Annotated in this window: 28 protein-coding genes, 4 tRNA genes and 2 pseudogenes; 24 read left to right on the top strand and 10 right to left on the bottom strand. The window is 70.4% G+C overall.

The genetic code is table 11. The features are described from left to right. From AB1285_RS16815 to AB1285_RS16825, 3 genes are all read left to right on the top strand, one after another. Window positions 1–553: alpha/beta fold hydrolase (locus AB1285_RS16815; RefSeq protein WP_429977530.1), on the top strand; the 553-nt coding region annotated here is incomplete at its 5' end. A gap of 29 nt (window positions 554–582) precedes the next feature. Continuing rightward, the gene (locus AB1285_RS16820) at window positions 583–720 is read left to right on the top strand and encodes a hypothetical protein (protein WP_429977531.1); all 138 of its coding nucleotides are present in this window, start codon (window positions 583–585) and stop codon (window positions 718–720) included. Next, the gene (locus AB1285_RS16825; RefSeq protein ID WP_429977532.1) at window positions 696–866 is read left to right on the top strand and encodes a hypothetical protein; all 171 of its coding nucleotides are present in this window, start codon (window positions 696–698) and stop codon (window positions 864–866) included. Before AB1285_RS16820 ends, AB1285_RS16825 begins: the two co-directional genes overlap by 25 nt. 44 nt (window positions 867–910) lie before the next feature. Here the strand turns inward: AB1285_RS16825 and AB1285_RS16830 are convergent. From AB1285_RS16830 to AB1285_RS16845, 4 genes are all read right to left on the bottom strand, one after another. Beyond that, window positions 911–984, bottom strand: a tRNA-Phe gene (locus AB1285_RS16830). A 68-nt stretch (window positions 985–1052) separates the two neighbouring features. Further along, window positions 1053–1126 (bottom strand) — tRNA-Asp (locus AB1285_RS16835). Between the two features lie 31 nt (window positions 1127–1157). Continuing rightward, a tRNA-Glu gene (locus AB1285_RS16840) sits at window positions 1158–1230 on the bottom strand. Window positions 1231–1539: 309 nt separating this feature from the next. Further along, window positions 1540–2391, bottom strand: coding sequence for a hypothetical protein (locus AB1285_RS16845; RefSeq protein ID WP_429977533.1), 852 nt, complete (start codon window positions 2389–2391; stop codon window positions 1540–1542). Between the two features lie 41 nt (window positions 2392–2432). On the opposite strand from AB1285_RS16845, the gene AB1285_RS16850 reads away from it, so the two are divergent. Continuing rightward, entirely contained in the window at window positions 2433–2786 is a 354-nt protein-coding gene (locus tag AB1285_RS16850) for a M23 family metallopeptidase (RefSeq protein ID WP_429977534.1), read from the top strand. 82 nt (window positions 2787–2868) lie between these two features. On the opposite strand, the gene AB1285_RS16855 is transcribed toward AB1285_RS16850, so the two are convergent. Further along, the gene (locus AB1285_RS16855) at window positions 2869–3360 is read right to left on the bottom strand and encodes an inorganic diphosphatase (protein ID WP_017204665.1); all 492 of its coding nucleotides are present in this window, start codon (window positions 3358–3360) and stop codon (window positions 2869–2871) included. Between the two features lie 102 nt (window positions 3361–3462). On the opposite strand from AB1285_RS16855, the gene tilS reads away from it, so the two are divergent. After that, a complete protein-coding gene (gene tilS, locus AB1285_RS16860) occupies window positions 3463–4455 on the top strand; it encodes a tRNA lysidine(34) synthetase TilS (protein WP_370428380.1) in 993 nt (330 codons plus the stop codon). 26 nt (window positions 4456–4481) lie between these two features. Here tilS and AB1285_RS16865 read toward each other — a convergent pair whose 3' ends face one another. Next, window positions 4482–5072 carry a DUF937 domain-containing protein gene (locus tag AB1285_RS16865; RefSeq protein WP_259953597.1) on the bottom strand — a complete coding sequence of 197 codons (591 nt, stop codon included), beginning with the start codon at window positions 5070–5072 and terminating at the stop codon, window positions 4482–4484. A gap of 121 nt (window positions 5073–5193) precedes the next feature. Between AB1285_RS16865 and hpt the strand changes: the two genes are divergently transcribed. From hpt to AB1285_RS16915, 10 genes are all read left to right on the top strand, one after another. Continuing rightward, window positions 5194–5745: a hypoxanthine phosphoribosyltransferase gene (gene hpt, locus AB1285_RS16870; protein WP_187663213.1), complete on the top strand. Its 552-nt coding sequence runs from the start codon at window positions 5194–5196 to the stop codon at window positions 5743–5745. Between the two features lie 168 nt (window positions 5746–5913). Further along, on the top strand, window positions 5914–7914 hold the full coding sequence (gene ftsH, locus AB1285_RS16875; protein WP_187663214.1) for an ATP-dependent zinc metalloprotease FtsH: 2001 nt from the start codon (window positions 5914–5916) through the stop codon (window positions 7912–7914). Between the two features lies 1 nt (window position 7915). Continuing rightward, window positions 7916–8527: a GTP cyclohydrolase I gene (folE, locus tag AB1285_RS16880; protein ID WP_370428379.1), complete on the top strand. Its 612-nt coding sequence runs from the start codon at window positions 7916–7918 to the stop codon at window positions 8525–8527. Then, window positions 8524–9333, top strand: a complete 810-nt coding sequence (gene folP, locus AB1285_RS16885; protein WP_259953601.1) for a dihydropteroate synthase — start codon at window positions 8524–8526, stop codon at window positions 9331–9333. Before folE ends, folP begins: the two co-directional genes overlap by 4 nt. 34 nt (window positions 9334–9367) lie before the next feature. Next, on the top strand, window positions 9368–9763 hold the full coding sequence (gene folB, locus AB1285_RS16890) for a dihydroneopterin aldolase (protein ID WP_259953603.1): 396 nt from the start codon (window positions 9368–9370) through the stop codon (window positions 9761–9763). Then, entirely contained in the window at window positions 9760–10296 is a 537-nt protein-coding gene (gene folK, locus AB1285_RS16895) for a 2-amino-4-hydroxy-6-hydroxymethyldihydropteridine diphosphokinase (protein WP_370428378.1), read from the top strand. The genes folB and folK overlap by 4 nt, the downstream gene beginning before the upstream one ends. Beyond that, window positions 10293–10775 carry a DUF3180 domain-containing protein gene (locus tag AB1285_RS16900; RefSeq protein ID WP_259953606.1) on the top strand — a complete coding sequence of 161 codons (483 nt, stop codon included), beginning with the start codon at window positions 10293–10295 and terminating at the stop codon, window positions 10773–10775. Before folK ends, AB1285_RS16900 begins: the two co-directional genes overlap by 4 nt. After that, window positions 10726–11307, top strand: coding sequence for a PH domain-containing protein (locus tag AB1285_RS16905; RefSeq protein ID WP_259953608.1), 582 nt, complete (start codon window positions 10726–10728; stop codon window positions 11305–11307). The genes AB1285_RS16900 and AB1285_RS16905 overlap by 50 nt, the downstream gene beginning before the upstream one ends. Next, window positions 11304–13352: a PH domain-containing protein gene (locus tag AB1285_RS16910; RefSeq protein ID WP_259953612.1), complete on the top strand. Its 2049-nt coding sequence runs from the start codon at window positions 11304–11306 to the stop codon at window positions 13350–13352. Before AB1285_RS16905 ends, AB1285_RS16910 begins: the two co-directional genes overlap by 4 nt. 2 nt (window positions 13353–13354) lie before the next feature. After that, window positions 13355–14047, top strand: coding sequence for a DUF2520 domain-containing protein (locus AB1285_RS16915; RefSeq protein ID WP_259953614.1), 693 nt, complete (start codon window positions 13355–13357; stop codon window positions 14045–14047). Between the two features lie 26 nt (window positions 14048–14073). Here the strand turns inward: AB1285_RS16915 and AB1285_RS16920 are convergent, their stop codons facing one another. Further along, complete coding sequence (locus tag AB1285_RS16920) at window positions 14074–15924, bottom strand: DUF2207 family protein (RefSeq protein ID WP_370428377.1); 1851 nt, start codon at window positions 15922–15924, stop codon at window positions 14074–14076. A 121-nt stretch (window positions 15925–16045) separates the two neighbouring features. On the opposite strand from AB1285_RS16920, the gene lysS reads away from it, so the two are divergent. Continuing rightward, a complete protein-coding gene (gene lysS / locus AB1285_RS16925; protein ID WP_187663223.1) occupies window positions 16046–17578 on the top strand; it encodes a lysine--tRNA ligase in 1533 nt (510 codons plus the stop codon). Between the two features lie 11 nt (window positions 17579–17589). Here the strand turns inward: lysS and AB1285_RS16930 are convergent, their stop codons facing one another. Then, on the bottom strand, window positions 17590–18705 hold the full coding sequence (locus AB1285_RS16930; RefSeq protein ID WP_268777641.1) for a DUF4192 family protein: 1116 nt from the start codon (window positions 18703–18705) through the stop codon (window positions 17590–17592). A gap of 112 nt (window positions 18706–18817) precedes the next feature. On the opposite strand from AB1285_RS16930, the gene AB1285_RS16935 reads away from it, so the two are divergent. The 3 genes from AB1285_RS16935 to AB1285_RS16945 all read left to right on the top strand — a co-directional run bounded on the left by AB1285_RS16935 (window position 18818) and on the right by AB1285_RS16945 (window position 21342). Then, entirely contained in the window at window positions 18818–18991 is a 174-nt protein-coding gene (locus AB1285_RS16935; RefSeq protein ID WP_167627854.1) for a hypothetical protein, read from the top strand. A gap of 86 nt (window positions 18992–19077) precedes the next feature. Beyond that, complete coding sequence (gene cls / locus AB1285_RS16940) at window positions 19078–20538, top strand: cardiolipin synthase (protein ID WP_363588017.1); 1461 nt, start codon at window positions 19078–19080, stop codon at window positions 20536–20538. Window positions 20539–20595: 57 nt separating this feature from the next. Then, a complete protein-coding gene (locus AB1285_RS16945) occupies window positions 20596–21342 on the top strand; it encodes a hypothetical protein (protein ID WP_370428376.1) in 747 nt (248 codons plus the stop codon). A 15-nt stretch (window positions 21343–21357) separates the two neighbouring features. Here AB1285_RS16945 and AB1285_RS16950 read toward each other — a convergent pair whose 3' ends face one another. Then, a complete protein-coding gene (locus AB1285_RS16950) occupies window positions 21358–22356 on the bottom strand; it encodes a diacylglycerol/lipid kinase family protein (RefSeq protein ID WP_370428375.1) in 999 nt (332 codons plus the stop codon). 57 nt (window positions 22357–22413) lie between these two features. Here AB1285_RS16950 and AB1285_RS16955 point away from each other — a divergent pair. The 5 genes and pseudogenes from AB1285_RS16955 (at window position 22414) to AB1285_RS16975 (ending at window position 25967) form a co-directional block, all read left to right on the top strand. Continuing rightward, window positions 22414–23715: pseudogene (locus tag AB1285_RS16955) on the top strand (serine--tRNA ligase). Further along, a complete protein-coding gene (locus AB1285_RS16960) occupies window positions 23712–24533 on the top strand; it encodes an HAD family hydrolase (RefSeq protein ID WP_187663229.1) in 822 nt (273 codons plus the stop codon). Before AB1285_RS16955 ends, AB1285_RS16960 begins: the two are co-directional and overlap by 4 nt. A 42-nt stretch (window positions 24534–24575) precedes the next feature. Beyond that, a tRNA-Ser gene (locus AB1285_RS16965) sits at window positions 24576–24660 on the top strand. Window positions 24661–24807: 147 nt separating this feature from the next. Further along, a pseudogene (locus AB1285_RS16970) lies at window positions 24808–25448 on the top strand (LCP family protein); the annotation flags it as partial. A gap of 33 nt (window positions 25449–25481) precedes the next feature. Then, window positions 25482–25967: a hypothetical protein gene (locus tag AB1285_RS16975; RefSeq protein ID WP_429977536.1), complete on the top strand. Its 486-nt coding sequence runs from the start codon at window positions 25482–25484 to the stop codon at window positions 25965–25967. Window positions 25968–25974: 7 nt separating this feature from the next. Here AB1285_RS16975 and AB1285_RS16980 read toward each other — a convergent pair whose 3' ends face one another. After that, a complete protein-coding gene (locus tag AB1285_RS16980; protein ID WP_429977535.1) occupies window positions 25975–26544 on the bottom strand; it encodes an FGGY-family carbohydrate kinase in 570 nt (189 codons plus the stop codon). Between the last annotated feature and the right edge of the window lie 4 nt (window positions 26545–26548).

The following is a 26548-nucleotide window of genomic DNA, read 5'->3' on the forward strand; positions in this document are numbered from 1 at the left end:
GGCCCTGCCGTCGCTGCCCTCGTCGTGGATCTGGCAACGAGGCGTGGAGGAGTACTTCACGGTCGTCAACTACGACCAGCGCGCGAGCGGCAAGTCCGCGAGCGCAGTATCCGAAGGCATGGACCTCAGCGTCGACCGGTACGTCGACGATCTCGCGGAGCTGATCGCGTGGCTCCAGCGGGAGCTCGGCGTGCACAAGGTCGGAGTCCTCGGGCACAGCTGGGGGACGGTCCTCGGTCTCACTCTGGCCCAGCGGTGCCCCGACCTGCTGTGGGCGTACATCGGCGTCGGCCAGGTCATCTCCGGGCCCGAGAACGAGGAGGAGAGCTTCCGCCACGCGATGCAGAGTGCTGTCGCGGACCGGAACGAGCAGGCGATCTCCGAGTTGCAGGCGCTCGGGGAGTACCCCGGCGAGGAGCCGTTGACCGTCGAACGCATCGTGACCTGCCGGAGATGGGCGCAGTACTACGGCGGCCTCTCGGCGTATCGCTCCGACTTCGCCTACTTCACCGACTCGCAGGAGCTGTCCCCGTATTACACGACGCCGACCTGAGCCTCATCGGTGTCGGGCAGCGCGCGACCATGCCCGAGGTGCTGCCGGCCCTGCTCGGCTTCGACGCCCGCGATCAGACGGCGTTCGAGGTGCCGATGCTCCAGTTCCTCGACGACACGACTGGACGACGCCCACCGGACCGGTGGCCCGCTGGCTGGAGACCGTGACGGCGCCCGCGACGCACGTCGTCTGGTTCGAGAACTCCGCACACCTGTGCATGTTCGAGGAGCCGGGGAAATTCCTCGTGAGCCTCGTGACCCACGCGCTGCCGCACGCGGTCGCCGCGGGGGAAAGCAAAACCCCCGCCATGTAGAAGCTAGGCGAGGGTTTCTGGGCTGATTGTAATGATCAGCCGTGTGGCTCCGACCGGCATCGATCCGGTGACCTTTCGATTTTCAGTCGAACGCCTCTACCAACTGAGCTACAGAGCCGCGCGGCGATGATGCTGCCGCGTCCTAGACGAAGAGCCCTCTCCGAAGAAAGAGCTCGTCGCACGGAGCGACCCTGACGGGACTTGAACCCGCGACCTCCGCCGTGACAGGGCGGCACGCTAACCAACTGCGCTACAGGGCCATACTGGTGTTTTCAATTGTATCGGATGGAGTGACCCCAACGGGATTCGAACCCGTGCTACCGCCGTGAAAGGGCGGCGTCCTAGGCCGCTAAACGATGGGGCCGAGTCAGTCCCGGGGACTTCCTTGCCGACGCTCAAGCATAAGGGATCATCCGGGCAAATCGCGAATCGAGGCCCGAACCCGCTTCCCCCGGCGTGTTCGAGCGGGACCATGGAGGAGCCGGGGATGCCGTTCGCGCCGTTCCAGGAGTCTGGTGCTGGTGTGAAAGTTGTTGTTACTGTGGCATCTGTGAAACCGGCGGAAGGGGCCGTGTGAACGAGAAGACCACGCAGGATGCGGCACTCGCGGCATCCGCGGACTGCGGGTGTGCGCCCCACCCGGCGGAGCGCCGTACCCTCTTCCGCGACGGGATCAGCCGCCGCGGCGCTCTCGGACTCGCGCGCTCAGCGTCGTCGCCCTCAGCGCGTTCGGCATCTCGTCCGGTGTCACGGCCGCGCACGCCGCGTCGTATCCGAGCTGGGACGACGTGCAGAAGGCCAAGCAGAACGAGGCCTCCAAAGCCGCAGAGGTGAAGCGCATCGAGGGGCTGATCCAGTCGCTCACGCAGAAGGTCTCCGAGACACAGGCCGCGGCGAGGTCGCCTCGACCGAGTTCTACAACGCGCAGCAGGCCTACTTCGCCGCGATCGCCGAGGCCGACTCCCTGCAGGAGAAGGCGGACGCACAGGCCGCCGTCGCCGACGAGTCCGCCCGCAAGGCCGGCCAGGTCGCCGCACAGCTCTACCGCAACGGCGGTGACGACACCTCGCTGGAGCTGTTCTTCGCGGATTCCGCCGCCAACGCTGACGAACTCCTCGCCCGCCTCGGCTCCATGGACAAGCTCCTCGAATACAACAAGACCGTCTACAACGACGCGGTCGCCGCGCGGAACTCCGCACAATCCCTCAGCGATCAGGCCGTCGTCGCCCGTGACGAGCGCGACCGCCTGCAGAAGATCGCCGAAGAGAAGATGGTCGCGGCGCAGCAGGCCGCCGACGCCGCGCAGGCCGCGCTCGACGAGCAGTCCTCGAACCTCGCCACCATGCAGGCGCAGCTCGCCGCGCTGAAGGACACCACCGCGACCACCGTCGCCGGCTACCAGAAAGGCGTCGAGGAGCGCGAGAAGGAGCGCAAGCGCCGAGAAGCCGCCGAGGCCGCCGCGAACGCCGGCGGCAACAGCGGCGGCGGCGGGACGCCGGGGAGCGGCGGCTGGGTGCGTCCGCACGGCGGCTACCGCAGCTCCGGCTACGGCCCCCGCTCGCAGCAGTGCAACGCCAACGGCTGCTCGTCGAGCTGGCACTACGGCGTCGACCTCGCCAACGGCTGCGGCGCGGCGATCTACGCGGCGCACTCCGGGACCGTCGACGCGGCCTCTACAACGGCGGGTACGGCAACTACGTCCGCATCCAGCATGGCGGCGGCATCGCGACGGGCTACGCGCACATCAAGCCCGGCGGGTTCGCCGTCCGGAACGGCCAGTGGGTGCGGGCCGGCCAGGTCATCGCCTATGCGGGCAACACCGGCGGTTCCTTCGGCTGCCACCTGCACTTCGAGGTCTACATCAACGGCCGCTACACGAACCCCATCGACTTCATGGCGAGCAAGGGCATCTCCGTCTGACGGACGGCTGGACAGCGGAAGACCCCCGGATGCATGGCGTCCGGGGGTCTTCGCTTCGACAGGCTCAGCGACCCATAGCGGGTCAGTGACCCTGCTCGCCGAAGCGGACGATGGCCTCGTCGAGGATGCGCTGCGCCTCGGCGGCGTTGCCCCACTCGTCGACCTTGACCCACTTGTTGGGCTCGAGGTCCTTGTAGTGCTCGAAGAAGTGTGCGATCTCCTTCTTCGTGTACTCGGCGATGTCGTCGATGTCCTGGATGTGGGCCCAGCGCGGGTCCTTGGAGAGCACGGCGACGAGCTTGTCGTCTCCGCCGGCCTCGTCGCTCATCTTCAGCACCGCGACGGGGCGGACCTCGACGACGACGCCCGGGTAGATGGCGTGGTCCAGCAGCACCAGCACGTCGAGCGGGTCGCCGTCCTCGCCGAGCGTGTTGTCGAAGTAGCCGTAGTCGGCCGGGTAGCCGAAGGTCGTGTAGAGCACGCGGTCGAGGTGCACTCGCCCGGTCTCGTGGTCGACCTCATACTTCACGCGGCTGCCGCGCGGGATCTCGATGACGGCGTCGTGTGCGCCCATGCGTGTGCTCCTCAGGAAGATCGGTTGGATGCCGCCGACCAGCCTACTCGGGGGCCGCGGATTCCAACCGTGACGGACGAGACGGTGCCCTAGCGTGGAGGGATGCCTTCCCTCGCCCCCGCCGTCGCCGAGATCCGCCTCGCCGTGCGCACCGCGCTCGCCGATCTGCCCGAGGGCTCGACCGTGGTCGTCGCGCTGTCCGGCGGTGCCGACTCGCTCGCACTGGCGGCGGCCACCGCGTTCGAGGCTGCGAAGCGGGGGGTGCGTGCGACCACGGTGACAGTCGACCACGGTCTGCAGGAAGGGTCTGCCGAGGTCGCCGCCGAGACGGGACGCATCGCCGGACAGCTCGGGCTCGAGGCGCTCGTCGTCCGTGTCGAGGTCGACGGCGACGGCGGTCCGGAGGCGGCCGCGCGGGATGCGCGGTACCGCGTGCTCCGGGACGCGGCGGGTGATATCGGCGCGCGGGCGGTCCTGCTCGGCCACACCCTCGACGATCAGGCGGAGACCGTCCTCCTCGGGCTCGCCCGCGGCTCCGGGGCGACGAGCCTGCAGGGGATGGCGCCGGATCGGGAGGACGACCACGGCCTCCGCTGGCTGCGCCCTCTGCTCGGCGTGCGCCGCGAGACCACCCGCGCCTTCTGCGCCGCGACGGAGCTGCAGCCGTGGGAAGACCCCCACAACACCGACGACCGCTATACGCGGGTGCGGGTGCGTCACCACGTGCTCCCCGTGCTGGAGACGCAGCTCGGCCCGGGCATCGCCGAGGCGCTGGCTCGCACCGCCGAGCAGCTCCGGGAGGACGCGGAGGCGTTCGACGAGATGATCCACGAGACGATCGAGGACATCGTCGAGCATGCCGAGGCCGGGATCTCCGTGAGCGTCGCCGCGCTCGCCGCCAACCCCGCCGCGTTGCGCAACCGCATCATCCGTCTCGTGGTCGACAGCGAGTTCGGGGCGAGCCTGAGCCGTGCGCAGACGATCGAGGTCGCCCGCCTCGTGACCGACTGGTCGGGTCAAGGGCCGATCGACCTGCCGGGGTGCGCCGCCGTGCGCCAGGGCGGCCGAATCGTGTTCACCGCTGCGACCCGCTGAATCCCTGGCCGCGGCGGCGTCACGTCCTACTTCTTGCCGCCGAAGAGGCCGCCGAGGATCCCGCCGAGGTCGATGCCGCCGCCGGAGCCGCTCTTGCCGCCGCCGAGGAGGCCACCCAGCACGTCACCCAACCCGCCGCCGGAGCCCGAGTCGCCGCCGCCGAGGATGCCGCCGATGACGTCGCCGATCCCGCCGGAGCCCTCCGTGCCCGCATCCGCCTTCGCCGTCTTGTCCTTGGTCGCGTTGGCGATGAGACCCATCACGATCGGCGCGAGGATGGGGAGGAGCTTCCCGAAGTCGATGCCCGGGGTCGCCTTCGACTCCGTCAGCTCCTTCGTGACCTCCTTCTCCTTCCCGCCGAGGATGTGGGAGACGATCTTCTCGCCGTCCTCCTGGTCGATGTCGTCGACCGTCGCCGGGCTCGACGCGCCGCGGTGCTTGCCGAGGGCCTTCTCGATGGCCGCCGATCCTTCCGAGCTCTCCGCGTTCTTCGCGAGTCCGCCGAGGAGCACGGCGCCCCCCTGCTCGACCGCGACCTTGGCCTCGTCACGCGACACTCCGAGCTTCTGCGCGATGTCGTCGAGGGGCACCTGGCTGAGGATGTCGTGAGTCGCCATGGGGATCTCCTTCCGTCGGGGCGTGCGCCCGCGTCACCGTCAGAGTAGTGCGGTGTCGTCGCGCAGGGGAGGGTACGCGTCTGCGACCGGAGCACACCGCCGCGTCGCCTAAAATCGATCCATGCGCGCCGCGGAGATCCAGGACGACCTTGCACAGATCCTCGTCACCGAGGAGGAGATCAACGCCAAGCTCGAAGAGCTCGCGGCGCAGGTCGCGAAGGACTACGAGGGCAAGGACCTCCTCCTCGTCGGCGTGCTGAAGGGCGCGGTCATGGTCATGGCCGACTTCGCACGCGCACTGCCGTTCCACGCGCCGATGGACTGGATGGCGGTGTCGAGCTACGGCGCCAGTACGAAGTCGAGCGGTGTCGTGCAGATCCGGAAGGACCTCGACACCGACCTGCACGGCAAGCACGTGCTCATCGTCGAGGACATCATCGACTCCGGCCTCACGCTGAGCTGGCTGCTGGAGAACTTCGGGTCCCGCGGTGCGGAGTCGATCGAGGTGCTCGCGCTGCTGCGCAAACCGGAGGCCGCGAAGGTCGAGATCGACTGCAAGTACGTCGGCTTCGACATCCCCGTGGAATTCGTCGTCGGCTACGGGCTCGACTACGCCGAGCGCTACCGCAACCTCCGCGACGTCGCGGTGCTGGCGCCCCACGTGTACAGCTGACGCTTCGACAGGCTCAGCGACCCACGCTTCGACAGGCTCAGCGACCCACGTTTCGGCAAGCTCAGCGACCCACGTTTCGGCAAGCTCAGCGACCCAGAGGCGGGAGCGTTGCGCCGTGGGTGAACGCACAGCGGCCCCCTAGCACGGAGGCGATACGCTGATCCGACCATGGATGTGAAGAAGCTCACCCGCAATCCGCTGATCTACGTCGCTCTGATCGGCGTGCTGCTCTTCGGCGGATTCCTGCTGATCTCCAACCTCGGCGCGCCGAAGCAGATCACGACGCAGGAGGGGCTCGAGCTGCTCTCCGGCAAGACCGTGACCGAGGTCGTCACCACCGATGGCGATCAGCGCGTGGACATGACGCTGTCGAAGCCGTTCGAGGGCTCCGAGAACGTCCAGTTCTACTACGTCGAGGCCCGCGCCGACGAGGTGGTCTCCGCGATCGACGCGGCCGCTCCGAAGGACGGCTTCAACGACGCCGTGCCGCGCGCGACCTGGTTCGACGGCTTCCTCTCGCTGCTGCTTCCCCTCGTGCTGCTCGGCCTGCTGTTCTGGTGGCTCCTGTCGTCCATGCAGGGCGGCGGCGGCAAGGTCATGCAGTTCGGCAAGTCCAAGGCCAAGCTCGTCAACAAGGAGACCCCGACGGTCACCTTCGCGGACGTCGCCGGAGCAGACGAGGCGATCGAGGAACTCCACGAGATCAAGGAGTTCCTGCAGGACCCGGCGAAGTTCCAGGCCATCGGCGCCCGCATCCCGAAGGGCGTGCTGCTGTACGGCCCTCCCGGAACCGGAAAGACCCTCCTCGCCCGCGCCGTCGCCGGCGAGGCCGGCGCCCCGTTCTACTCGATCTCCGGTTCCGACTTCGTCGAGATGTTCGTCGGCGTCGGTGCCTCCCGCGTGCGCGACCTCTTCAGCCAGGCCAAGGAGAACGCTCCGGCCATCATCTTCATCGACGAGATCGACGCCGTCGGTCGCCACCGCGGCGCCGGCATGGGCGGCGGAAACGACGAGCGCGAGCAGACGCTGAACCAGATGCTCGTCGAGATGGACGGCTTCGACCCGAACGCGAACGTCATCGTGATCGCGGCCACCAACCGTCCCGACATCCTCGACCCCGCGCTCCTGCGCCCCGGACGTTTCGACCGCCAGATCGGCGTCGACGCCCCCGACCTCAAGGGTCGCCAGAAGATCCTCGAGGTGCACAGCAAGGGCAAGCCGCTGTCGAAGAACGTCGACCTCGAGGTCGTCGCCCGCAAGACCCCCGGCTTCACCGGTGCCGACCTGGCGAACGTGCTCAACGAGGCCGCGCTGCTCACGGCCCGCTCGAACGCGCAGCTCATCGACAACCGCGCCCTCGACGAGGCCATCGACCGTGTGATCGCGGGTCCGCAGCGCCGCACGCGCGTGATGAAGGACAAGGAGAAGCTCATCACGGCGTACCACGAGGGCGGACACGCACTCGCGGCGGCGGCGATGAACTACACGGATCCCGTGACGAAGATCACGATCCTGCCCCGCGGCAAGGCGCTCGGCTACACGATGGTGCTGCCGCTGGACGACAAGTACTCCGTGACCCGCAACGAGCTGCAGGATCAGCTCACCTACGCCATGGGCGGCCGCGTCGCCGAGGAGATCGTCTTCCACGACCCGACCACCGGTGCCTCGAACGACATCGAGAAGGCGACCTCGATCGCTCGCAAGATGGTCATCGAGTACGGCATGACGACGCAGGTCGGCCCCGTCAAGCTCGGCACCGAGGGCGGCGACATGTTCGTCGCCCGCGACATGGGCCGCGGCCGCGAGTACTCGGAGAAGGTCGCGGAGCGCGTCGACGCCGAGGTGCGGGCGCTCATCGAGCAGGCGCACAACGAGGCGTACGCGGTGCTCAGCGAGAACCGCGACATCCTCGACCGTCTCGCTCTGGCCCTCCTCGAGGAGGAGACCCTCGACCACAACCGCATCGCCGAGATCTTCACCGAGGTGAAGAAGCTCCCGGAGCGTCCGCTGTGGCTGTCGAGTGAGGACCGCCCGGTCTCGGAGCGGCCGCCGATCGAGGTCCCGAAGAAGGACGTCTCGCTCGCCGCCTCCGTCGAGGCGCCGACGACCCCGCCGCGCCCGCAGCAGGGCTCCGCCGGAGCGGGCAGCCCTCGTCCCGCGACGGCGTGACGTGACCGTCGACAAGGGACGCGTCGAATGGCTCACCAGGGAACTCCTGGAGGCGATCGGCGAGGACCCCGATCGCCCGGGGATCAAGCAGACTCCTTCCCGGATGGCCGAGCTGTACGCGGAGTTCTTCGCCGGGGTGGGGGAGGATCCCGCCGAGCCGCTCGCGCACACGATCAGCGTGACCCGCGGGCCGGCGCCGGACACCCTGCCCTCCGGCGCGGTGCTCCTGCGCGACATCCGCTTCCGCTCGGTGTGCGAACACCACCTGCTGCCCTTCGCGGGGCATGCGCACATCGCCTACCTTCCGGGCGAGCAGGTCGTCGGTCTCGGTGCGCTCGTGCGCGTCGTCGAGATCCTCGCCGCGCGGCCGCAGGTGCAGGAGCGGCTGGGCGAGCAGATCGCCGACACGATCGCCGAGAACCTCGATGCCCGTGGCGTGCTCGTCGTGCTCGATGCCAGCCACGGCTGCGTGACGATGCGGGGTGGACGGCAGACCGAGGCCTCGACGCTGACCATCGCGGCGCGCGGGGTCTACACCGATCCGGTGGCACGTGCGGAACTGGTGACCCTGATCGGCATGACCGTGCCAGGGGGCGGGACGTCGCGCGCATGACCGGGATCTGGGGCATCGTCAACGTCACGCCCGACTCGTTCAGCGACGGCGGGCGCTACCTCGACGCGGACCGGGCGGTCGCCCACGGCCTTCGCCTGCGAGCCGAAGGGGCGTCCGTCCTCGACGTCGGGGGAGAGTCGACCCGGCCGGGGGCGGAGCGCGTCGGGGTGGAGGAGGAGCAGCGCCGCGTCCTTCCCGTCGTCGAGCAGCTCGCGGCGGCCGGCGTCGTCGTCAGCATCGACACCCTCAACGCGTCGACCGCGGCGGCGGCCGTCCGTGCGGGGGCGCGCATCGTCAACGACGTCTCCGGCGGGCTCGCCGACCCCGACATGCGCGCCGCGGTGGCGGAGTCGGGAGCCGACTTCGCGATCGGGCACTGGCGGGGCTTCTCCGCCGACATGTACGCGAACGCCGACTATCGCCGTGTCGCCCGGGAGGTGGCCGGCGAGCTGCGCGAGCGGATCGGGGAGGCGGCGGCCGCCGGCATCGCGCCGTCCCGCGTGATCGTCGACCCGGGTATCGGGTTCGCCAAGGCGGGCGGCCAGAACTGGGATGTGCTGCGGGGCCTCGACGAGATCGTGGGCCTCGGCTTCCGCGTGCTGGTCGGGACGTCGCGCAAGCGCTTCCTCGCCGACGTGCTGCAGTCGGCGGCGCCGGGCAGTGACGGCGTCTCCGAGGAGCGCCGGGACCTCGCCACCGCGGTGACGAGTGCGCTCGCGATGCGCGCCGGCGCCTGGGCGGTGCGCGTGCACGACGTCGCGGGGACCCGCGACGCCCTTGCGATCACCCGCGCCTGGGAAGGCTGAGTGCGGAGTCGGAGCGTCACCGTACCCTAGAGGCATGGACTTCCTCGACGAGATCGTGCTGACAGGGCTGACTGTGTTCGGCCACCACGGCGTCTACCCGCACGAGCGGGAGAACGGGCAGGAGTTCACGGTCGACCTCCGGCTGCGGCTCTCCCTCGAACAGGCCGCCGCCTCCGACGACGTGGCCGACACGGTCCACTACGGCGAGCTCGCGGAGCGCGTGGCCGCGGTCGTGTCGGGTGAGCCGGTGAACCTCATCGAGACCCTGGCCGAGCGGATCGCGGACGTCGCCCTCGGCGACCGCCGCGTGCAGCAGGTGACCGTGACGGTGCACAAGCCGCAGGCGCCGATCCCGCTGACCTTCGGTGATGTGGCCGTGACGGTGCATCGGACGCGGGCGCCGGAGTCGCTGGAGGACATCACGACATGAGCCGCAACCTCACGCGCCCGCCGGAGGTGCCGGGCCCCCGGCCGCCACGCCCGGAGACGGTGGCGGTCGTGGCGCTCGGCGCCAACCTCGGCGACCGCGAGGACACGATCCGCGCTGCGGCGGCACGAATCGGGCGTCTTCCGCTCGTCTCCGACGTGCGCCTGTCGCGCCTGTTCGAGACGGTGGCGCTCCGCGTGGACGGCCCCGATCCCAACGCCCCCGGCTACGTGAACGCAGTGGCTCTGGTGACCACGCGCCTCGCTCCGGAGATCCTCCTCGGCATGCTGCACGCCATCGAGGACGAGAACGGTCGCGTCCGCGGCGAGCGGTGGGGTGACCGCACTCTGGACCTCGACCTCATCGCCTACGGCGACGTCGTCTCGGACGACCCCCGGATCCAGTTGCCCCATCCGCGGGCGGCGGAGCGGCTGTTCGTCCTGGAGCCCTGGCTCGACGTCGCCCCCGACGCCGAGCTCGCGGGGCGCCGCGTCGCTGATCTGGCGGCGGACCTCCGCGCGCGAGGCGAGGGATGAAGCGCACCTCTGCCGGGCTGCTCGCCGTCCTCGCGCTCGTCGGCGCCGGTGCGGGGTTCATCCTCGACCAGATGCTCACGGCGACCGGTCGAGCCACGTTCACGCCGTCCCTGTTCCTCCCGGTGCTGCTCGTCCTCATCGCCGGCGCATCGCTCGGGGTGGCCTGGCCGGTGCGGCGCAGCGTCCGGTCCGGGGTGCGCATCGACCCGTTCCGTGCCCTGCGGGCCGCGACCCTCGCCCGGGCATCCAGCCTGCTGGGCGCGATCCTGGCCGGCTTCGGCGCCGGGCTGCTGGCCTTCCTCCTCACGCGCCCCATCGATCCCCCGATAGGGTCGACTGTGGCCATGGTGGCGCTGATCGCGAGTGCGGTCGTGCTCGTCGTCGCCGCTCTCGTCGCCGAACAGTTCTGCACCCTGCCGAAGGATCCTGATGACTCAGAACCCAGAGACCGCGCCCCTGAACCCGGCGGAGGGCACTGACCTCGACGCCCTCGACCAGGGCACGTACACGCGGCTGCGCACGGCACGCAACGAGTCCCGCCTCGAGCTCGACGGCACCTGGCACCAGATCTCGCCGCGCTACGTCGTGTCGCAGATCGTGCAGAACGTCATCTTCCTGGCCATCGTCGTTGCCGCCGCGATCGTCCTGAACATCGTGCTCGAGCAGGACTGGGTGTGGATCCCGGCCGGGATGATCATCCTCATCACGCTCGTGACGCTGATCATCCTCCCGCGACAGGCGCGGGCGATCGGCTACATGCTGCGGGCGGACGACATCGTATTCCGCAAGGGCATCCTGTGGCAGCGCATGATCGCGGTGCCGTACGGGCGTATGCAGCTCGTCGACATCACCCAGGGGCCGCTCGACCGGGCGTTCGGCATCTCCCAGCTCAAGATGGTCACCGCGGCGGCGACCACCGGTGTGCAGATCCCCGGCCTCACCCAGGCAGCGGCCGAGGCGCTGCGCGACACGCTGATCCAGGTCGCCGAGACCCGCCGGACCGGCCTGTGAGCGAGTCGCAGCTTCCCACCGCCGCGCCGGGGCAGACCTCCGCGGGCACGCCGTCGACGCACCTCGCGGACGGCGAATGGCACCGGATGCATCCGCTGACGCCGCTGTTCAAGGGCGGCCTGGCGCTCATCATCGTGGGCGGCATCGTGATCGCGAACATGCGCGACCGGGTCATCGCCTGGCTCGTCGGGCAGTTCGCGCCGGAGGAGGCGCACTACGACGAGTACACCGGGGGCGACCCGGTGGACTGGGTGCTCGCGAACAACTTCGCCCTGATCGCGCTGCTGGGTGTCCTGGCGCTCGTCGTGGTGCTCGTGGCGGTCTTCTGGTTCGTCTGGCGCTTCCAGCAGTTCCGCATCACCGGCGACCACGTCGAGGTGCGAAAGGGCATCATCTTCCGCTCCCATCGCCGCGCGCCCCTCGACCGCGTGCAGGGCGTGAACCTCACGCGGCCGTTCCCCGCACGCATCATCGGCCTCGCGAAGCTCGAGGTCGTGGGCGCGGGCACGGATGCGAACGTCGCGCTGGAGTACCTGGCGACGCCGCGGGCCGAGGGGGTGCGCGCCGAGATCCTCCGACTCGCCTCGGGCGCGCGCGCCGCACGGCACGCCGCCCTCGACCCTCAGGGCGCAGCGACGCCCGACGGGTCCGCTCCGACCTCCGCGCGCGCACAGCTCGTCGGCTCGATGAACGAGGGCGTCAACGGCTTGCTCGCCGGAGTGGACCTGCAGGACGTCGTGCCCGAGAGCGTCGTCAAGATCCCCGCCGGCCGACTGATCGGCTCGCAGCTCATCTCCGGGCTGCTGTGGCTGGTGTTCTTCGGCGTGATCTTCGCCATCGCGATCGGCAGCACCCTGATCGGCGTCCTCATCGACGGGGATCCCGACGGCGGGATCGTCCTCCTCGGCATCGGTCTCGGCATGGGCGTCCCGATGCTCATCGCGGTCGTCGGTATCACCTGGGCGCAGATCTCGAAGTCGCTGCGGTACTCCATCGCGCCCACCCCCGACGGCGTGCGCATCACCTACGGACTGCTCACCACCGTCACCGAGACCCTCCCGCCCGGCCGTATCTTCGCGGTCGAGGTGTCGCAGTCCCTGCTCTGGCGGCCGTTCGGCTGGTGGACCATCAAGATCAACCGAATGAGCGGCAAGAGCGCCGCCCAGCAGTCGTCGAGCAGCGGTCAGCAGTTCAACGTCGTGCTGCCCGTCGGCAAGCGCGCGGACGTCGAGCGCGTGCTGTCGCTCGTGCTGCCCGACGTCCCGGCGGAGAGCATCCCCGCGCTGTGGGATCAGGGCGTCGTCGGTCCGGCCGAGAACGACCCCTACCGGACGATGCCGCGCCGGGCGTGGTGGCGGCGGCCGGTCTCCTGGAAGCGCCACGGATACGCGCTGACGACGGACGGACTGCTGCTGCGCCGCGGCATCGTGTGGCGCAAGCTCGCGGTCTTCCCGCTCGCGCGTCTCCAGGGTGTGTCGCTCAGTCAGGGGCCGATCGACCGGGCTCAGGCGGTCTCCGGAGCCCAGGTGCACACCGTGCCCGGACCGATCACCGGCCTCCTGTCGGGTCTCGAGCGGGCCGATGCCCTCGCACTGCTCGACGAGGTCAGCATCGCCGCCGCCGAAGCGGCATCCCGCGACCACACCCACCGGTGGAGCGAGCACGCCGCGGCTCCCGTCGCGCCGCCCGCTCCGCCGCAGTTCGGCGGTCCTGCCGCTCCGATGCCTCCCGCGCCTCCCGTGTTCGGCGGCCCGGCATCAGCCCCGTCCGTGGCACCCGCGCCCCCGGTCGCGCCGCCCTCCGCATCCCCGGGGTCGGCGGCCCCACCTGCTCCGCCGGTGCGGACTCCTGCGGTGACGCCGCCGCCGGCGCCTCCGGTGACCGCGCCCCCGGTCGCACCGCCTCCGGCCCCTCCCGTCACGGCGCCCCCGGTCGCACCCCCACCTGCTCCGCCGGCGCCGCAGACGACCGCGCCTTCGGCCCCGCCGGCGCCGACCGCGCCGCCCGCGCCGCCGGCGCGAACCGACGCGCCGCGCGAGGAGTGAGCGTGGTGCGCGACGGCCGTCTCGGCGTCGGCATCATCGGCGCGGGGCGGGTCGGACCGGTCATCGGCGCGGCGCTGGCCGGGGCCGGGCACGCGATCGTCGGGATCACCAGCGGGTCGGACGACGAGCGTGCGTCGGCGGTGCTCCCCGGCGTCCCGGTGCTGGAGACGCAGGAGGTGGTGCGGCGGTCCGAACTGGTGATCCTCGCGGTCCCTTCCGCTGAGCTGTCGGCCCTGGTCTCGGGCATCGCCGAGCTCGGCGGGTGGCAGATCGGCCAGCTCGTCCTCCACACCGATCCGGCACAGGGCATCGAGGTCCTGCGCCCGGCGGCGGAGCGCGGCGCCATCCCGTTGGCGGTGCATCCGGCGATCACGTTCACCGGGACCTCGATCGATCTCCGGCAGTTGCAGGCAGGATTCGCGGCGGTCACCGCTCCCGCCGCCGTGCTTCCGATCGCCCAGGCGCTGGCCGTCGAGATGGGGTGCGAACCGGTCGTCATCGCGGAGGCCGACCGTGCCGCCTATGCCGACGCGATCGCCACGGCCACGGAGTTCTCCCGTTCGATCATCGGACAGTCCACCTCGCGGCTCCGGGAGATCGGGGTCGAGAATCCGGGCGGCTTCCTGTCGGCCTTGGTGCAGTCGACCGTCGAGCGGGCGTTGCGCGACGCCTCGGACCCGCCACCTCTCGTCTGATCACGCGCCCGCGCCGTGACCCCGGCTCAGCGTCCGCCGGAGAAGCCGCCGCCACCGCCGCCCCCGGAGAAGCCTCCGCCGAACGAGCCGCCGGTGCTGGACGACGTACCGGTGGACGGGGCCGAGTAGGTCGCGGCCGCCGTGGAGGAGCTCATGAACGCCACGAGCGACGTGCGGAGAGCGAAGGACGTGGGGTCGCCGATCCACGTCGGGCCGTGCGCCTCCCGGCTGTACGCCGTCTCGAGCACCCGGCCCCACTCGTCCTCCATGCCGAACAGCATCGCGTAGGGGAGGAGGCGCTCGTACACATGGATGACGTCCGCGCCCTCCTCCGTGCGCCGTTCCGCGCCGGTGTAGGACTGCAGCATCCGCAACCGATCCTCCTCCGCGACGCGGATGAACTCGCGCACCCCCTGCAGGTGCTCGTACGCCCGCGCTCCCTCCGGAGTGAGGACCGTGTGCCGAGAGAAGGTGAAGAAGCTCGAAGCCGCGACGAGCAGCGTCCCGACGGAGATGGCCAGAAGCGCGGGTCCCGCAGACAGGCGACCGGATGCCACGGCGACGATGGCGACGACGAGACCCACCACGGCGACGGCGATGGCCACGGACTGCAGGATGACGGCAGCGCGGCTCCGCACCCTGGTCGTCAAGCCCCGGCGGGAGGCCTCCTCCTGGCCCTTCGTCGTCAGCGCGGTCATCCGCGTCGCGAAGGCCTCGCTCTCGGCCGGCAGGTCCACGACGCCGTCCGCATCCGCGTGGGGGAAGAGCGCGTCGAGCGCAGCCTGGTCGAGGGGACTCGGCGCGCTGCCCTGGGGCTGTCGTCGCAGCCGGGGCGCTTCGTCCGACGCCCCTTCCTCGATGCGCAGCGTGCCGCGGACGGCGAGGTGGACGATCTCCGCCGGGACGACGTTCTTCGCGCCGGGGATGAGCGCCGCGGCGAGCAGGGGCGGCTGGTCATCGGGGACGTCGTACTGCGCCACGATGATCCCGGTGGCGCGGCGTCGACGTCGGTCGGCGGCCACGGTCGCCGCCCAGCCGGCCGCCGCGAGACCCACGGCGCCGACGGCGGCGACCACCGGCCCGACATCGGCGACGGGGTCGGGGGTCCGCGCGGATGGCTGGACCACCGTGCCGGGGTCGAAGCCGACGGCTACCGTCACCCCGTCCGCCGCCGGCAGCGGTGCGGCCTCGACGCGGAAAGTCGTGGCCTCTCCGTCTGCGACCGGTCCCTCGAGGTCGCAGGGCTCCGTGGAACCGGAAGGACCGATGTAGCACTTCGTCGCCCCGGTGAGATGGGTGCTCAGGGCGGCATCGAATCGGATGTCTGCCCGGAACGCCTCGATCGGCTGCGTGCTGTCGAGGGGGAGGAGGTCCCAGTAGAACTCGTCCGCGGCGCGGGAACCGGACGCGTCGGGTGCGCTCCCGACGATGACGTCGCGCATCTCGTATTCGATGACATAGGTGGTGAGGCCATGGACGAAGTCGTCGTCCCCGGTGAGGACGAAGAGGGTCCCGTCGTCCTCCTCGGTCTCGTACGGGACCGCGGTCCCGTCCTCGTCGGTGACCGCGATGACCCGGGTGTCGATGCCGGCGCCCTTGTACGTCGTCGCCAGGCCCCGCACGATGCCGCGGTTCTGGTCGGCGTCGGGGAAGCGGGCGACCACCGTCTCCGTCACCTGCATGCGCGCCCGGCCATCGTCGTCGAGTCCGACGTCGTAGACCGCATCCCAGGATGCGTACGAGAAGTCGTCGACATCGGCGGCCGCAGCGACCGTCGTCGCCGGGCGTTCCACGGCCATGGCGACCGAGGGGGCGAGGACCGGGATGACGGCGAGGGCGAGGACGGCGCTGGCGCGGAGGATCCGGGTGGGGGCCATGGTTCGAGGCTACCGAGCCCCGCGCCGCGGGAAGAACGCCCGCCGTCGGTCTCCGCCCGACCGGCCGGAGTCCGCCGCGCCATCTCGGTAAACTGGGTACGACTTCCAAGGAGCCCCGCACATGACTGACGCGCCCGCCGCGCCCGAAACGGCCTCGGCCGCCTCTTCCGCCGAAGAGGACATCCACGAGCAGAAGGCCGTCCGCCTCGCCAAGCGCGAGCGCCTGATCGAGAAGCGCGCGGACGCGGGCGGCGGGGCGTTCCCGGTCGCCGTGCCGGTGACGCACAGCATCCCCGCCCTGCGGGCGGAGTACGGCGACCTCGAGCCCGGAGCCGAGACCGGTGTGATCGTCGGCGTCGCCGGCCGCGTGGTCTTCAGCCGCAACACCGGCAAGCTCTGCTTCGCCACCCTCCAGGCCGGGGACGGCACCCGGATCCAGGCGATGGTCTCGCTGGCCAACGTCGGCGAGGAGTCGCTCGCCGAGTGGAAGGAGTTCGTCGACCTCGGGGACCACGTCTTCGTGCACGGCGAGGTCATCTCCAGCCGCCGCGGTGAGCTGTCGATCATGGCGGATGATTGGGCCATCGCCTCGAAGGCGATCCTGCCGCTCCCCAACGCCTACGCCGAGCTCAGCGAAGAGGGCCGGGTACGGAGCCGCTACCTCGACCTCATCGTGCGGGAACAGGCGCGGACGACCGTGCGCGCACGCGCCGCGGTGAACGCCAGCCTGCGGTCCACGTTCGCCGCGCACGGCTACCTCGAGGTGGAGACTCCCATGTTGCAGGTGCAGCATGGCGGCGCATCCGCCCGACCCTTCATCACCCACTCCAACGCCTTCGACACCGAGCTCTACCTCCGCATCGCGCCGGAGCTCTACCTGAAGCGCGCGGTCGTGGGCGGTATCGAGCGCGTGTTCGAGATCAACCGGAACTTCCGCAACGAGGGCGCCGACTCGACCCACAGCCCGGAATTCGCGATGCTCGAGGCCTACCAGGCCTACGGCGACTACAACCAGATGGCGGCGCTCACCCAGGAGCTCGTCCAGCAGGCGGCGGTCGCCGTCGCCGGGTCGACCACGGTGACCTGGGCGGACGGCACCGAGTACGACCTGGGCGGCGAGTGGGACCGCATCTCGATGTACGAGTCGCTGTCGGCCGCCTCCGGCCGCACCGTCACGCCGACGGACGCCGTCGAGGACCTGATCGCCTTCGCCGAGGCCAACGGCGTCGACGTGCCGCCCCAGGCCACGCACGGGAAGCTCGTCGAGGAGCTCTGGGAGCACTTCGTGAAGGGTGACCTCGTGCGGCCGACCTTCGTCATGGACTTCCCCGTCGACACGTCGCCTCTCGTACGCGAGCACCGGTCCGTCGAGGGCGTCGTGGAGAAGTGGGACCTTTACATCCGTGGCTTCGAGCTGGCGACCGGCTACTCCGAGCTCGTCGACCCGGTCATCCAGCGGGAACGGTTCGAGGAGCAGGCGAAGCTCGCCGCGCGCGGCGATGTCGAGGCCATGCCGATCGACCAGGAGTTCCTGCGGGCGCTGGAGCACGGCATGCCGCCGTCCGGGGGCATGGGCATGGGCATCGATCGCCTGCTGATGGCGATCACCGGCCTCGGCATCCGCGAGACGATCCTCTTCCCGCTGGTCAAGTAGCCGCGAGCCGCTCACTCTCCACGCCGCCCGCGGAAGGCCCACTCGGGCAGCACGGCACCGCACATCATGGTGTCCAGGAGCAGGGCGAGGCTGTAGTCCGGATCGATCTCCCTGGCCATGTCGAGGTAGCGTCCCGCGTGCGTGGCGCGGCCGAGCGCCCACGAGAGCCAGGCGGCGACCGTGAGCGGTCCGGGACGCGCTTCTCGTGGCGCCAGGGCAGTGGCGTGTCGGACGGCGTGCAGCGCGGTGCGAAGGCGCTCGCCGTCCGGCGCCGGGCCGCGACCGAGGAACACCCGTCCGATGTCGTCGGGTACCGGAGCGCCGGAGGCTGCGAAAGCCAGCTGCGCCTCCATGGTGTGGATCCCGCGGCGGTGATCGGTGGCCCACTGGGCGATGGCCGCGTCGCGCACCGGCGGGCGCCCGAGGCACCACACGAGCGCTGCGGCGGCCAGAGGCTGCAGGGGTTCACGGGCGAGGGCGACGGCTTCGAGGAAGGCGGGGATGTCGTCGAGGAGGGCGTACGCCGCGATCACCTCCGCGTCCGCCGGATCGGGGGCCCCGGCAGGCCCGGACGGGAGCGCGCCGTCGAGCCCGCGCAGCACGCGCGCGACCTGCTGCTCCTCTGCGGCGGGAACCGGCGGGAGTCCCGCGCCGGAGAACTGGTCGCCGGAGACGTCGCCGAGCGCGGAGGCGTCCGGCGGGGGAACGATGTCCGACAGCGGATGGAGCGCCGGCTCGGCGTCGTCGTAGCGGGCCCATCCTTCGGGCGTCACGCACAGGGCCTCGACGGCGCGCAGGCCCGCTCCCTCGGCGCAGCCCAGCAGTGTGTCGACCATCACGGCGTGCGGCAGGACCAGGCCGTCAGGCGTGCGCTGCGAGGGCTCGTCGGTGTACACCACGACGGCCACCGCGTCGGTGCCAGGGACACGGACGACGAGCTCGACCGCCGCTGCGGCGTAGTGCAGGACCGGGACGGCGGCGTCAGGGAGGTCGAGGCGCATCGCCCCGTCGCTGCGGGTGCCGTGGAACGGGAGGAGGGCGATGCTCTCGCGCGGCGTGAAGCCGGCGAGTGCGGGCACGATACTGAGGAACTGGGCGGAGTCGGAGGCGCGGAGCACGGTTGTCATGAGGAGAGGTTCGCGTGCCTTCGCGCCCGTCGGACCGGTGATGGACCCATGTGGATGAGAATCCTGAGAAGCGCCGCCTGTGCACGATCAGTCGCTCGCGTACGATGGAGGCATGGACAACTTCTGGCTCGCCGCGGCATGGTCGCTCCTGCCGACGGTCGGCGTCAGCATCGTCTTCTTCGTCGTGCTCCGCGGCATCCTGCGGTTCGACCGCACGGAACGGAAGGTCCATGCGCAGATCGAGGCCGAGGAACGCGCCGCGCGCGGGCTGCCTCCGCGGGCCTGAGTCCGACCCATCCGCTACTGTGAAGCGAGCGCGCCGGGTCCGGTGCGCCCCGGGGTGACGATCCCCGGTGTGGGTGAGGGGGCGTGATGACCGCGGAGTCCTGGGGCTGGTGGGTCGCCGCCGTGGTCCTGGTGCTCGACATCATCATCCGCGTCACCGCCGTCATCGTCATTCCGCGCAACCGCCGCCCCACCGCGGCGATGGCCTGGCTCCTCGCCGTGTTCTTCATCCCGGTGGTCGGCGTCTTCCTGTTCCTGCTGATCGGGAACCCCCGCCTGCCGCGCGCGCGGCGCCGGAAGCAGGAACAGATCAACGAGTACATCGCCGAGACGAGCGAGCACCTGCACTTCGGGACGCTGCGACCCAACGCCCCCGCATGGTTCGGTCCCATCGTGCAGATGAACCAGCGCCTCGGTGCCCTGCCGCTCTCCGGGGACAACGGCGCGCACCTCATCTCGGACTACCAGGAGTCGCTCGACGAGATGGCCGAGGCCATCCGCACCGCGCAGGATTACGTGCACGTGGAGTTCTACATCCTGCAGTCCGACGACTCGACGGACAACTTCTTCCGCGCCCTCGAGGAGGTCGCCGCGCGGGGCGTGGCGGTGCGCGTGCTCCTGGACCACTGGGCGAACCGCGGCAAGCCCCGCTATCGCCAGACCATCGCGCGTCTGAACGAGATGGGCGCCGAGTGGCACCTGATGCTGCCCGTGCAGCCGCTCAAGGGCAAGATGCAGCGGCCGGACCTGCGCAACCACCGCAAGCTCCTCGTCGTGGACGGCAACATCGCCTTCCTGGGCTCGCAGAACATCACGGACTCCACCTACAACCTGCCGAAGAACATCCGGCGCGGTCTGCACTGGGTCGACCTGATGGTCAGGCTCGACGGACCCGTCGTGCTGAGCGTCAACGCGATCTTCCTCAGCGACTGGTACAGCGAGACCGATGAGGTGCTCGAAGAGATCGACATCTCCCACGCCAACATCGGCTCCGGGGACCTGGACTGCCAGGTCGTGCCGTCCGGCCCCGGCTTCGAGGTCGAGAACAACCTGCGGCTGTTCCTCGCGCTCCTCTACGCGGCGAAGAAGCAGATCATGATCGTCAGCCCGTACTTCGTGCCCGACGAGGCCCTGCTGCTGGCGGTCACCGCGGCCGTGGACCGCGGGGTCGAGGTGCAGCTGTTCGTCTCGGAGGAGGGCGATCAAGCGATGGTCTACCACGCGCAGCGCAGCTACTACGAAGCGCTGCTGCGCGCCGGCGTGCGGATCTGGATGTACCGGAAGCCGTACATCCTCCACACGAAGAGCCTCACCATCGACGACGAGGTCGCCGTCATCGGCTCGAGCAACATGGACATGCGCTCCTTCGGCCTGAACCTCGAGGTCTCGATGCTCGTGCGCGGCGAGGAGTTCGTCGCCGAGATGCGCGAGGTGGAGGACAAGTACCGGTCGCTGAGCAGGGAGCTGAGCCTCGAGGAATGGATGCAGCAGCCCCTGCGCTCCACCGTGCTCGACAACCTCGCGCGGCTCACCTCCGCACTGCAGTGAGCGGGCATTCCGTCAACCCCCGTTTCGGGCGGAGGAACCCGCCGCTACCCTGAGGGCATGACTCCCCGCAGGCTCGTGATCGCCGTGTCCTCCGCGCTCGCCGCGGCCCTCGTCCTCGCCGGCTGCACGGTGGGCCCGGGCGGCACCGCACCGCACACCACGTCGGATCCCTCCAGCGGCCCCGGGAACGCCGGGAGCAGCGACGAGCAGGACGACATGGACGCGACGCTTCTCGACGACGCGCGGATGTTCGCCATCGTGAGCTGGGGATCCTCGACGTGCCTGCCTCAGGTCGACGAGATCACCGCCGAGGGGCAGCGGGTCTCGGTCACCCTCGTCGAACCTGAAGGCGATGGCGCGACGGAGCAGGCGTGCACGGCGGACCTCGCGCCGCGGGCGAGCGTCGGCGCTCTGCCCGAGGGCGTGGACCCGACGAAGGACATCACCCTCGTGGTGACCTACGGCGACCTGCTCGACGAGATCGATGTCGATGCCGACCCCGAGGCCACGGCGACGCCGGGCTCGGCGACCGAGTACCAGCCGTCGGCCGGCTGGTTCGACGACGGCGGGCTCGTCCTGTTGACCTGGGGGTCCTCCAGCTGTGCTCCGGTCGTCGAATCCGCCGAGGCCGACGGATCCACGGGGACCGTGACCTTCGTCACCGACGAGAACCAGGTCTGCACCATGGACATGGCGCCGCGGGCCACGGTGGTCGAATTCCCCGAGGATGACGTCGACGACGACGGTCCGTTCCAGCTGACGCTCGTCGGCGGCGGCCTCGACGGCACGGTCGAGGTGCGCTGAGTCCGCAGCCCCTGGTCAGATGATGTGCACCGGGTGCCCGGTGGGCAGCGCCAGCAGGAGCGCACCGGGGTCCGCCCGGCAGGTGACGTGCACGGCCTCCCCGAACTCGTCGCCGTCGAGCTCGATCGGCGTGGGGCCGGGTGCGGCGGCCTCGGCGCGGGCGCCGCGGAAGTAGTGGACGGACGCGTCCGTGCCGCGGCGATCGAGCACGAAGCGTCCGGCGCGGAAGCGGCGCAGCACGGAGTTGTCCCACCAGATCTTCCGCCAGACGCCCAGCCAGCCGAGCACGCCGGTGGGCTGGATGACCGCGACGTCGAGGGTGGCATCCGTGATGGAGGCGTCCGGGATGAGGGAGATGCCCGCGGGGAGGGTGCCGCAGTTCGCGAACAGGATGCTGTGCACCTTCGTGGAGTGCAGGCGTCCCGTGCCGATCTGGTACACGGCGCGGAAGGGCTTCGCGCGCGGAAGGGACCGGGCCGCGCCGTCGACGTACGCGATCCAGCCGACGGACTTCTTCAGGTCGGCTCGGGTGTTGGCGATCATGTCGGCGTCGAGACCGATGCCGGCGAGCACGACGAAGGCGTGCTCCTCCTCGCTGCCGTCCTCCCTGGTCATCCGTGCCCACCCGATGTCGATCGGATGGTGGAAGTCGCCCAGCGCGGCGCGGATCATCTCCGCAGGGTCGGTCAGCGGGAGGCCGAGGTTCCGCGCGAGGAGATTCCCGGTGCCGCTCGGGAGGATCGCGAGTGGGACACCCGTGCGGGCGATGGCTTCGGCGACCGCCCGCACCGTGCCGTCGCCGCCGGCCACGAGCACGACGTCCACCCCGCGTGCGAGCGCTTCCGCCGTCGCCCCCTGCCCCGCGTCCTCGATGGTCGTCGGATAGAAAGCGGGGTGATCCCACCCCGCTTCGCGGGAGAGGTCGCGGACCTGAGCGCGCAGGCGCTTCCCGTCCACTTTCACCGGGTTGTACACGAGCGCCGCCTGCTTCAGGACGGGGGGACTCGTGGTCATGGCGCTACTCTAGACCGCCCGCCCGGGCCCTCCCCTCGCACCTCGTAGACTTGCGGGATGATCGACCTCGCACTCCTCCGCGACAACCCGGAGATCGTCCGCCGTTCGCAGGCTGCCCGTGGCAACGACCAGAGCACCGTCGACGTCGCACTCGAGGCCGACCGGTCGCGCCGCGCCGCGCTCGCCGCATTCGAGGAGCTGCGCGCCGAGCAGAACGCGTTCGGCAAGCAGGTCGCGAAGGCACCCAAGGAGGAGAAGGCCGCCCTGGTCGCGCAGGCCAAGGACCTCGCCGACCGGGTCAAGCAGGCGCAGCACGCGGCGAACGAGGCGGCCGAGGCCGCGGCCACGGCACTGGCGCGGATCGAGAACGTCGTCATCGACGGTGTCCCCGCCGGCGGTGAGGAGGACTTCGTCGAATTGCGCCGCGTGGGCGAGGTCCCCGCGTTCGACTTCGAGCCGCGCGACCACCTCGAGCTCGGTGAGATGCTCGGCGCCATCGACATGGAGCGCGGGGCCAAGGTCTCCGGAGCGCGCTTCTACTTCCTCCGCGGGATCGGCGCCCGGCTCGAGATCGCGCTCATGAACCTCGCTCTCGACAAGGCGCTGCAGAACGGCTTCGTCCCGCTCATCACGCCCACCCTCGTGCGCCCCGAGATCATGCAGGGCACCGGCTTCCTCGGCGAGCACGCCGATGAGGTCTACCACCTCGACAAGGACGACGACCTCTACCTGGTCGGCACGAGCGAGGTCGCCCTCGCCGGCTACCACAAGGACGAGATCGTCGATCTGGCACCTGGCGCGCTCCGTTACGCCGGATGGTCGACCTGCTACCGCCGTGAGGCCGGCTCGCACGGCAAGGACACCCGCGGGATCATCCGCGTGCACCAGTTCAACAAGCTGGAGATGTTCGTCTACACCACGGCGAGGACGCCGAGGCGAGCACCTGCGCCTCGTCGCTCTCCAGGAGGAGATGCTGACCTCGCTCGGTCTCGCGTACCGGGTGATCGATGTGGCGGCAGGTGACCTCGGGTCAGCGCAGCCCGCAAGTACGACATCGAGGCATGGGTCCCCACCCAGGGAGCGTTCCGCGAGCTGACCTCCACGTCGAACTGCACGACCTTCCAGGCGCGTCGTCTCGACGTGCGATACCGCCCGGCGGCGGAGGAGGGCGGCACGGCGCCGAAGACCCAGCATGTCGCGACCCTCAACGGCACGCTCGCGACCACGCGCTGGATCGTCGCCCTGCTCGAGACGCATCAGCAGGCGGACGGCTCGGTACGGGTCCCCGAGGTCCTGCGCCCCTACCTCGGCGGACTCGAGGTGATCCGCCCGCTCGCCGACGAGCAGAGCACCCGGTGACGGCGCCCTGGCTGGTCGGCCTCGACGTCGACGGGACCATCCTCCTCCAGGACGAGACGATGAGCCCCGGGGTGCCCGAGGCCATCACCCGAGTCCGCGAAGCGGGGCACGTGGTCACCATCGCCACCGGCCGCAGCTGGATGGCGACCCGCCGCTATGTGGAGGAGCTCGGCCTCACCGCCGACTATGTGGTGTGTTCCAACGGTGCCGTGACGATGCGCCGAGACGGGGATGACTGGGAGCGCTGGCACGTCGAGACCTTCGACCCGACACCCGTGCTGGCCCTGTTGCGGGATCGGCTCCCGGACGCCCGGTACATGGTCGAGCTCGGCTCCGGCCAGCGCCTGTTCACCGAGCAGCTCGACGACTGGACTCTCGACGGCGGACGCCAGGTCGACTTCGAGGAGCTCGGAGCCCTTCCCGTCTCCCGAATCGTCGTCGTCTCGCCCGGACACGACGAGGACGACTTCCATCGGCTCGTCGCCGACGCCGGCCTCAACGAGGTCTCCTATGCGATCGGGTGGACGGCCTGGCTGGACATCGCTCCGCAGGGCGTCGACAAGGGCACGGCCCTGGAGCGTGTGCGGGACGAACTCGGTCTCGATGCTGCGCGGGTGCTCGTCGCCGGGGACGGACGCAACGACATCGGCATGTTCGGCTGGGCCCGCAGCGGCGGCGGACGCGCGGTGGCCATGGGACAGGCGCCGGTCGAGGTGAAGGACGCCGCGGGGGAGATCACCGCCGACGTCGAGCGGGGAGGGCTCGCCGCCGCCCTGAACACGCTTCCAGCGCCCGCCCAGGTCGACGCCGGAGAATAGAACTCGGCTAGACTCGCGCCTGGTCGACAGAAGTTTCTGTCGGGAGGGTTGTCCGAGCGGCCGATGGAGCTGGTCTTGAAAACCAGTGGGCAGAGATGTCTCGTGGGTTCGAATCCCACACCCTCCGCTTCCTGAGCGCGGTACCCCCGCCGTCGCTGAATCCGAAAGGGCCCGAGTGAGCGAGAACACCCGACGCCGCCGCACCGTCGCGCGACATGGTCAGCTGCGCTCGCCCGGTCCCGTCAGCCAGCTCCTCCGGCTTCTCGCGATCAGCATGGCGGTGGTGCTCGTCAGCGGCATCGGCGTCGCGGCCTACTTCTACCTCGACTTCTCCAGCACCGTCTCCGCGAACGCCGTCGATCTCGACGGGCAGGAAGACCTGCCGCCGGACATCGGGGCCTACAAGGGTGGGTTCAACCTCGTCCTCGCCGGAGTCGACACCTGCGAGGACGACTACAAGCAGTACTTCGGCGACCGGTGCACCGGCGGCGACGCCGAGGGCACGCTCAACGACGTGAACCTGCTCGTGCACGTGTCCGAGGAGCCGCGGCGGATCACCGTCGTCAGCTTCCCGCGTGACCTCATGATCCCCATCCCGTCGTGCGAGGACGAGGACGGCAACGCCACGGCCGCGATGAGCAAGCAGCCGCTCAACGTCGCGTACACCGACGGCGGGCTGAACTGCGTCGTCCGTACGATCTCGGCGCTCACGGACCAGGAGGTGCAGTTCGCCGCCTCCGTGACGTTCGGTGGTGTCATCGAGATCACCAACGCGATCGGCGGGGTCGACGTCTGCCTCGCGAACCCGATCCGCGACCGCTACACGGGTCTGGACATGGCGGCCGGCACGCACACCGTCCAGGCCTCGAGGCTCTGCAGTTCCTCCGCACCCGGCACGGCGTCGGCGACGGCAGCGACCTGGGCCGCATCGGCAACCAGCAGCAGTACATGTCCAGTCTCGCCCGCAAGCTCATCAGCGGCGAGGTGCTGGGCAACGTGCCGGTCATGCTGAAGCTCGCCAACACCGGCATCCAGAACCTGGAGACGAGCACGTCGCTCGCCGACCCGATGATGATCGTGCAGATCGCGCTGGCCGTGAAGTCGGTGCCGTTCGAGGACATCGTGTTCGTGCAGTATCCGACCCTGGAGGACTGGGACGACCCGAACAAGGTCGTGCCGAACGAGGAGGCCGCCGCCGCCCTCTGGGACGCGATCGAGGCCAACGCCCAGTTGCAGATCACGCACGAGAACACCAGCAACGATGGCGTCGTCGTGGAGGAACCGACGACTCCGACCGAGCCCACGGAGCCCACCACGCCGACACAGGGGGCGACGCCGACCCCCACGACGGCTCCGGACGTCGTGGCGCTTCCCGATTCCATCAAGGGAAACTCCGCCGCGCAGCAGACGTGCTCGAACGGCAACGTGCGCTGAGCGGGACTCAGGAGCTCCGCGGGCGATAGGCCGCCGGCGGATGCGTCGCGGCGACGAGGGCGCGAAGCTCCGAGAGCTCGGCCGGCGCCGCGCCCAGAGCCCGCGCCTGGACGAGGACGTTGCCGAGGGCTGTCGCCTCGACAGGCCCTGCCAGGACGGGAAGCCCGGTGCGGTCCGCCGTCGCCTGACACAGCAGCCGGTTGAGAGACCCGCCGCCGACGAGGTGGACGACGTCGAGAGACTGCCCGGAGAGCCGGCCCGCCGTGCGGACCGCGTCGGCGAACGCGGCGGCGATGCTCTCCACGACGAGCCGCACGAACGCCGGGACGATCGGTGGGCGCGACGGCACCGTGTGCGTGCAGGAGGCCAGCGATACGCGTCGGCATGTCCCCGGGGGCCGACAGCGAGGGGTCGTTCGCGTCGAACACGGCGGAGGGCGGCGCTGTGGCGGCCGCCTGGTCGAGAAGCCCTGACAGGTCGATGGCCTTGCCGTCTTCGCTCTCCCACGCGCGCACGTCTCGCTGAGGAGCCAGAGACCGGTCACGTTGTGGAGGACGCGGAACCGATCGTCCCACACCGCG

It is taken from the genome of Microbacterium sp. NRRL B-14842, from assembly GCF_050470785.1.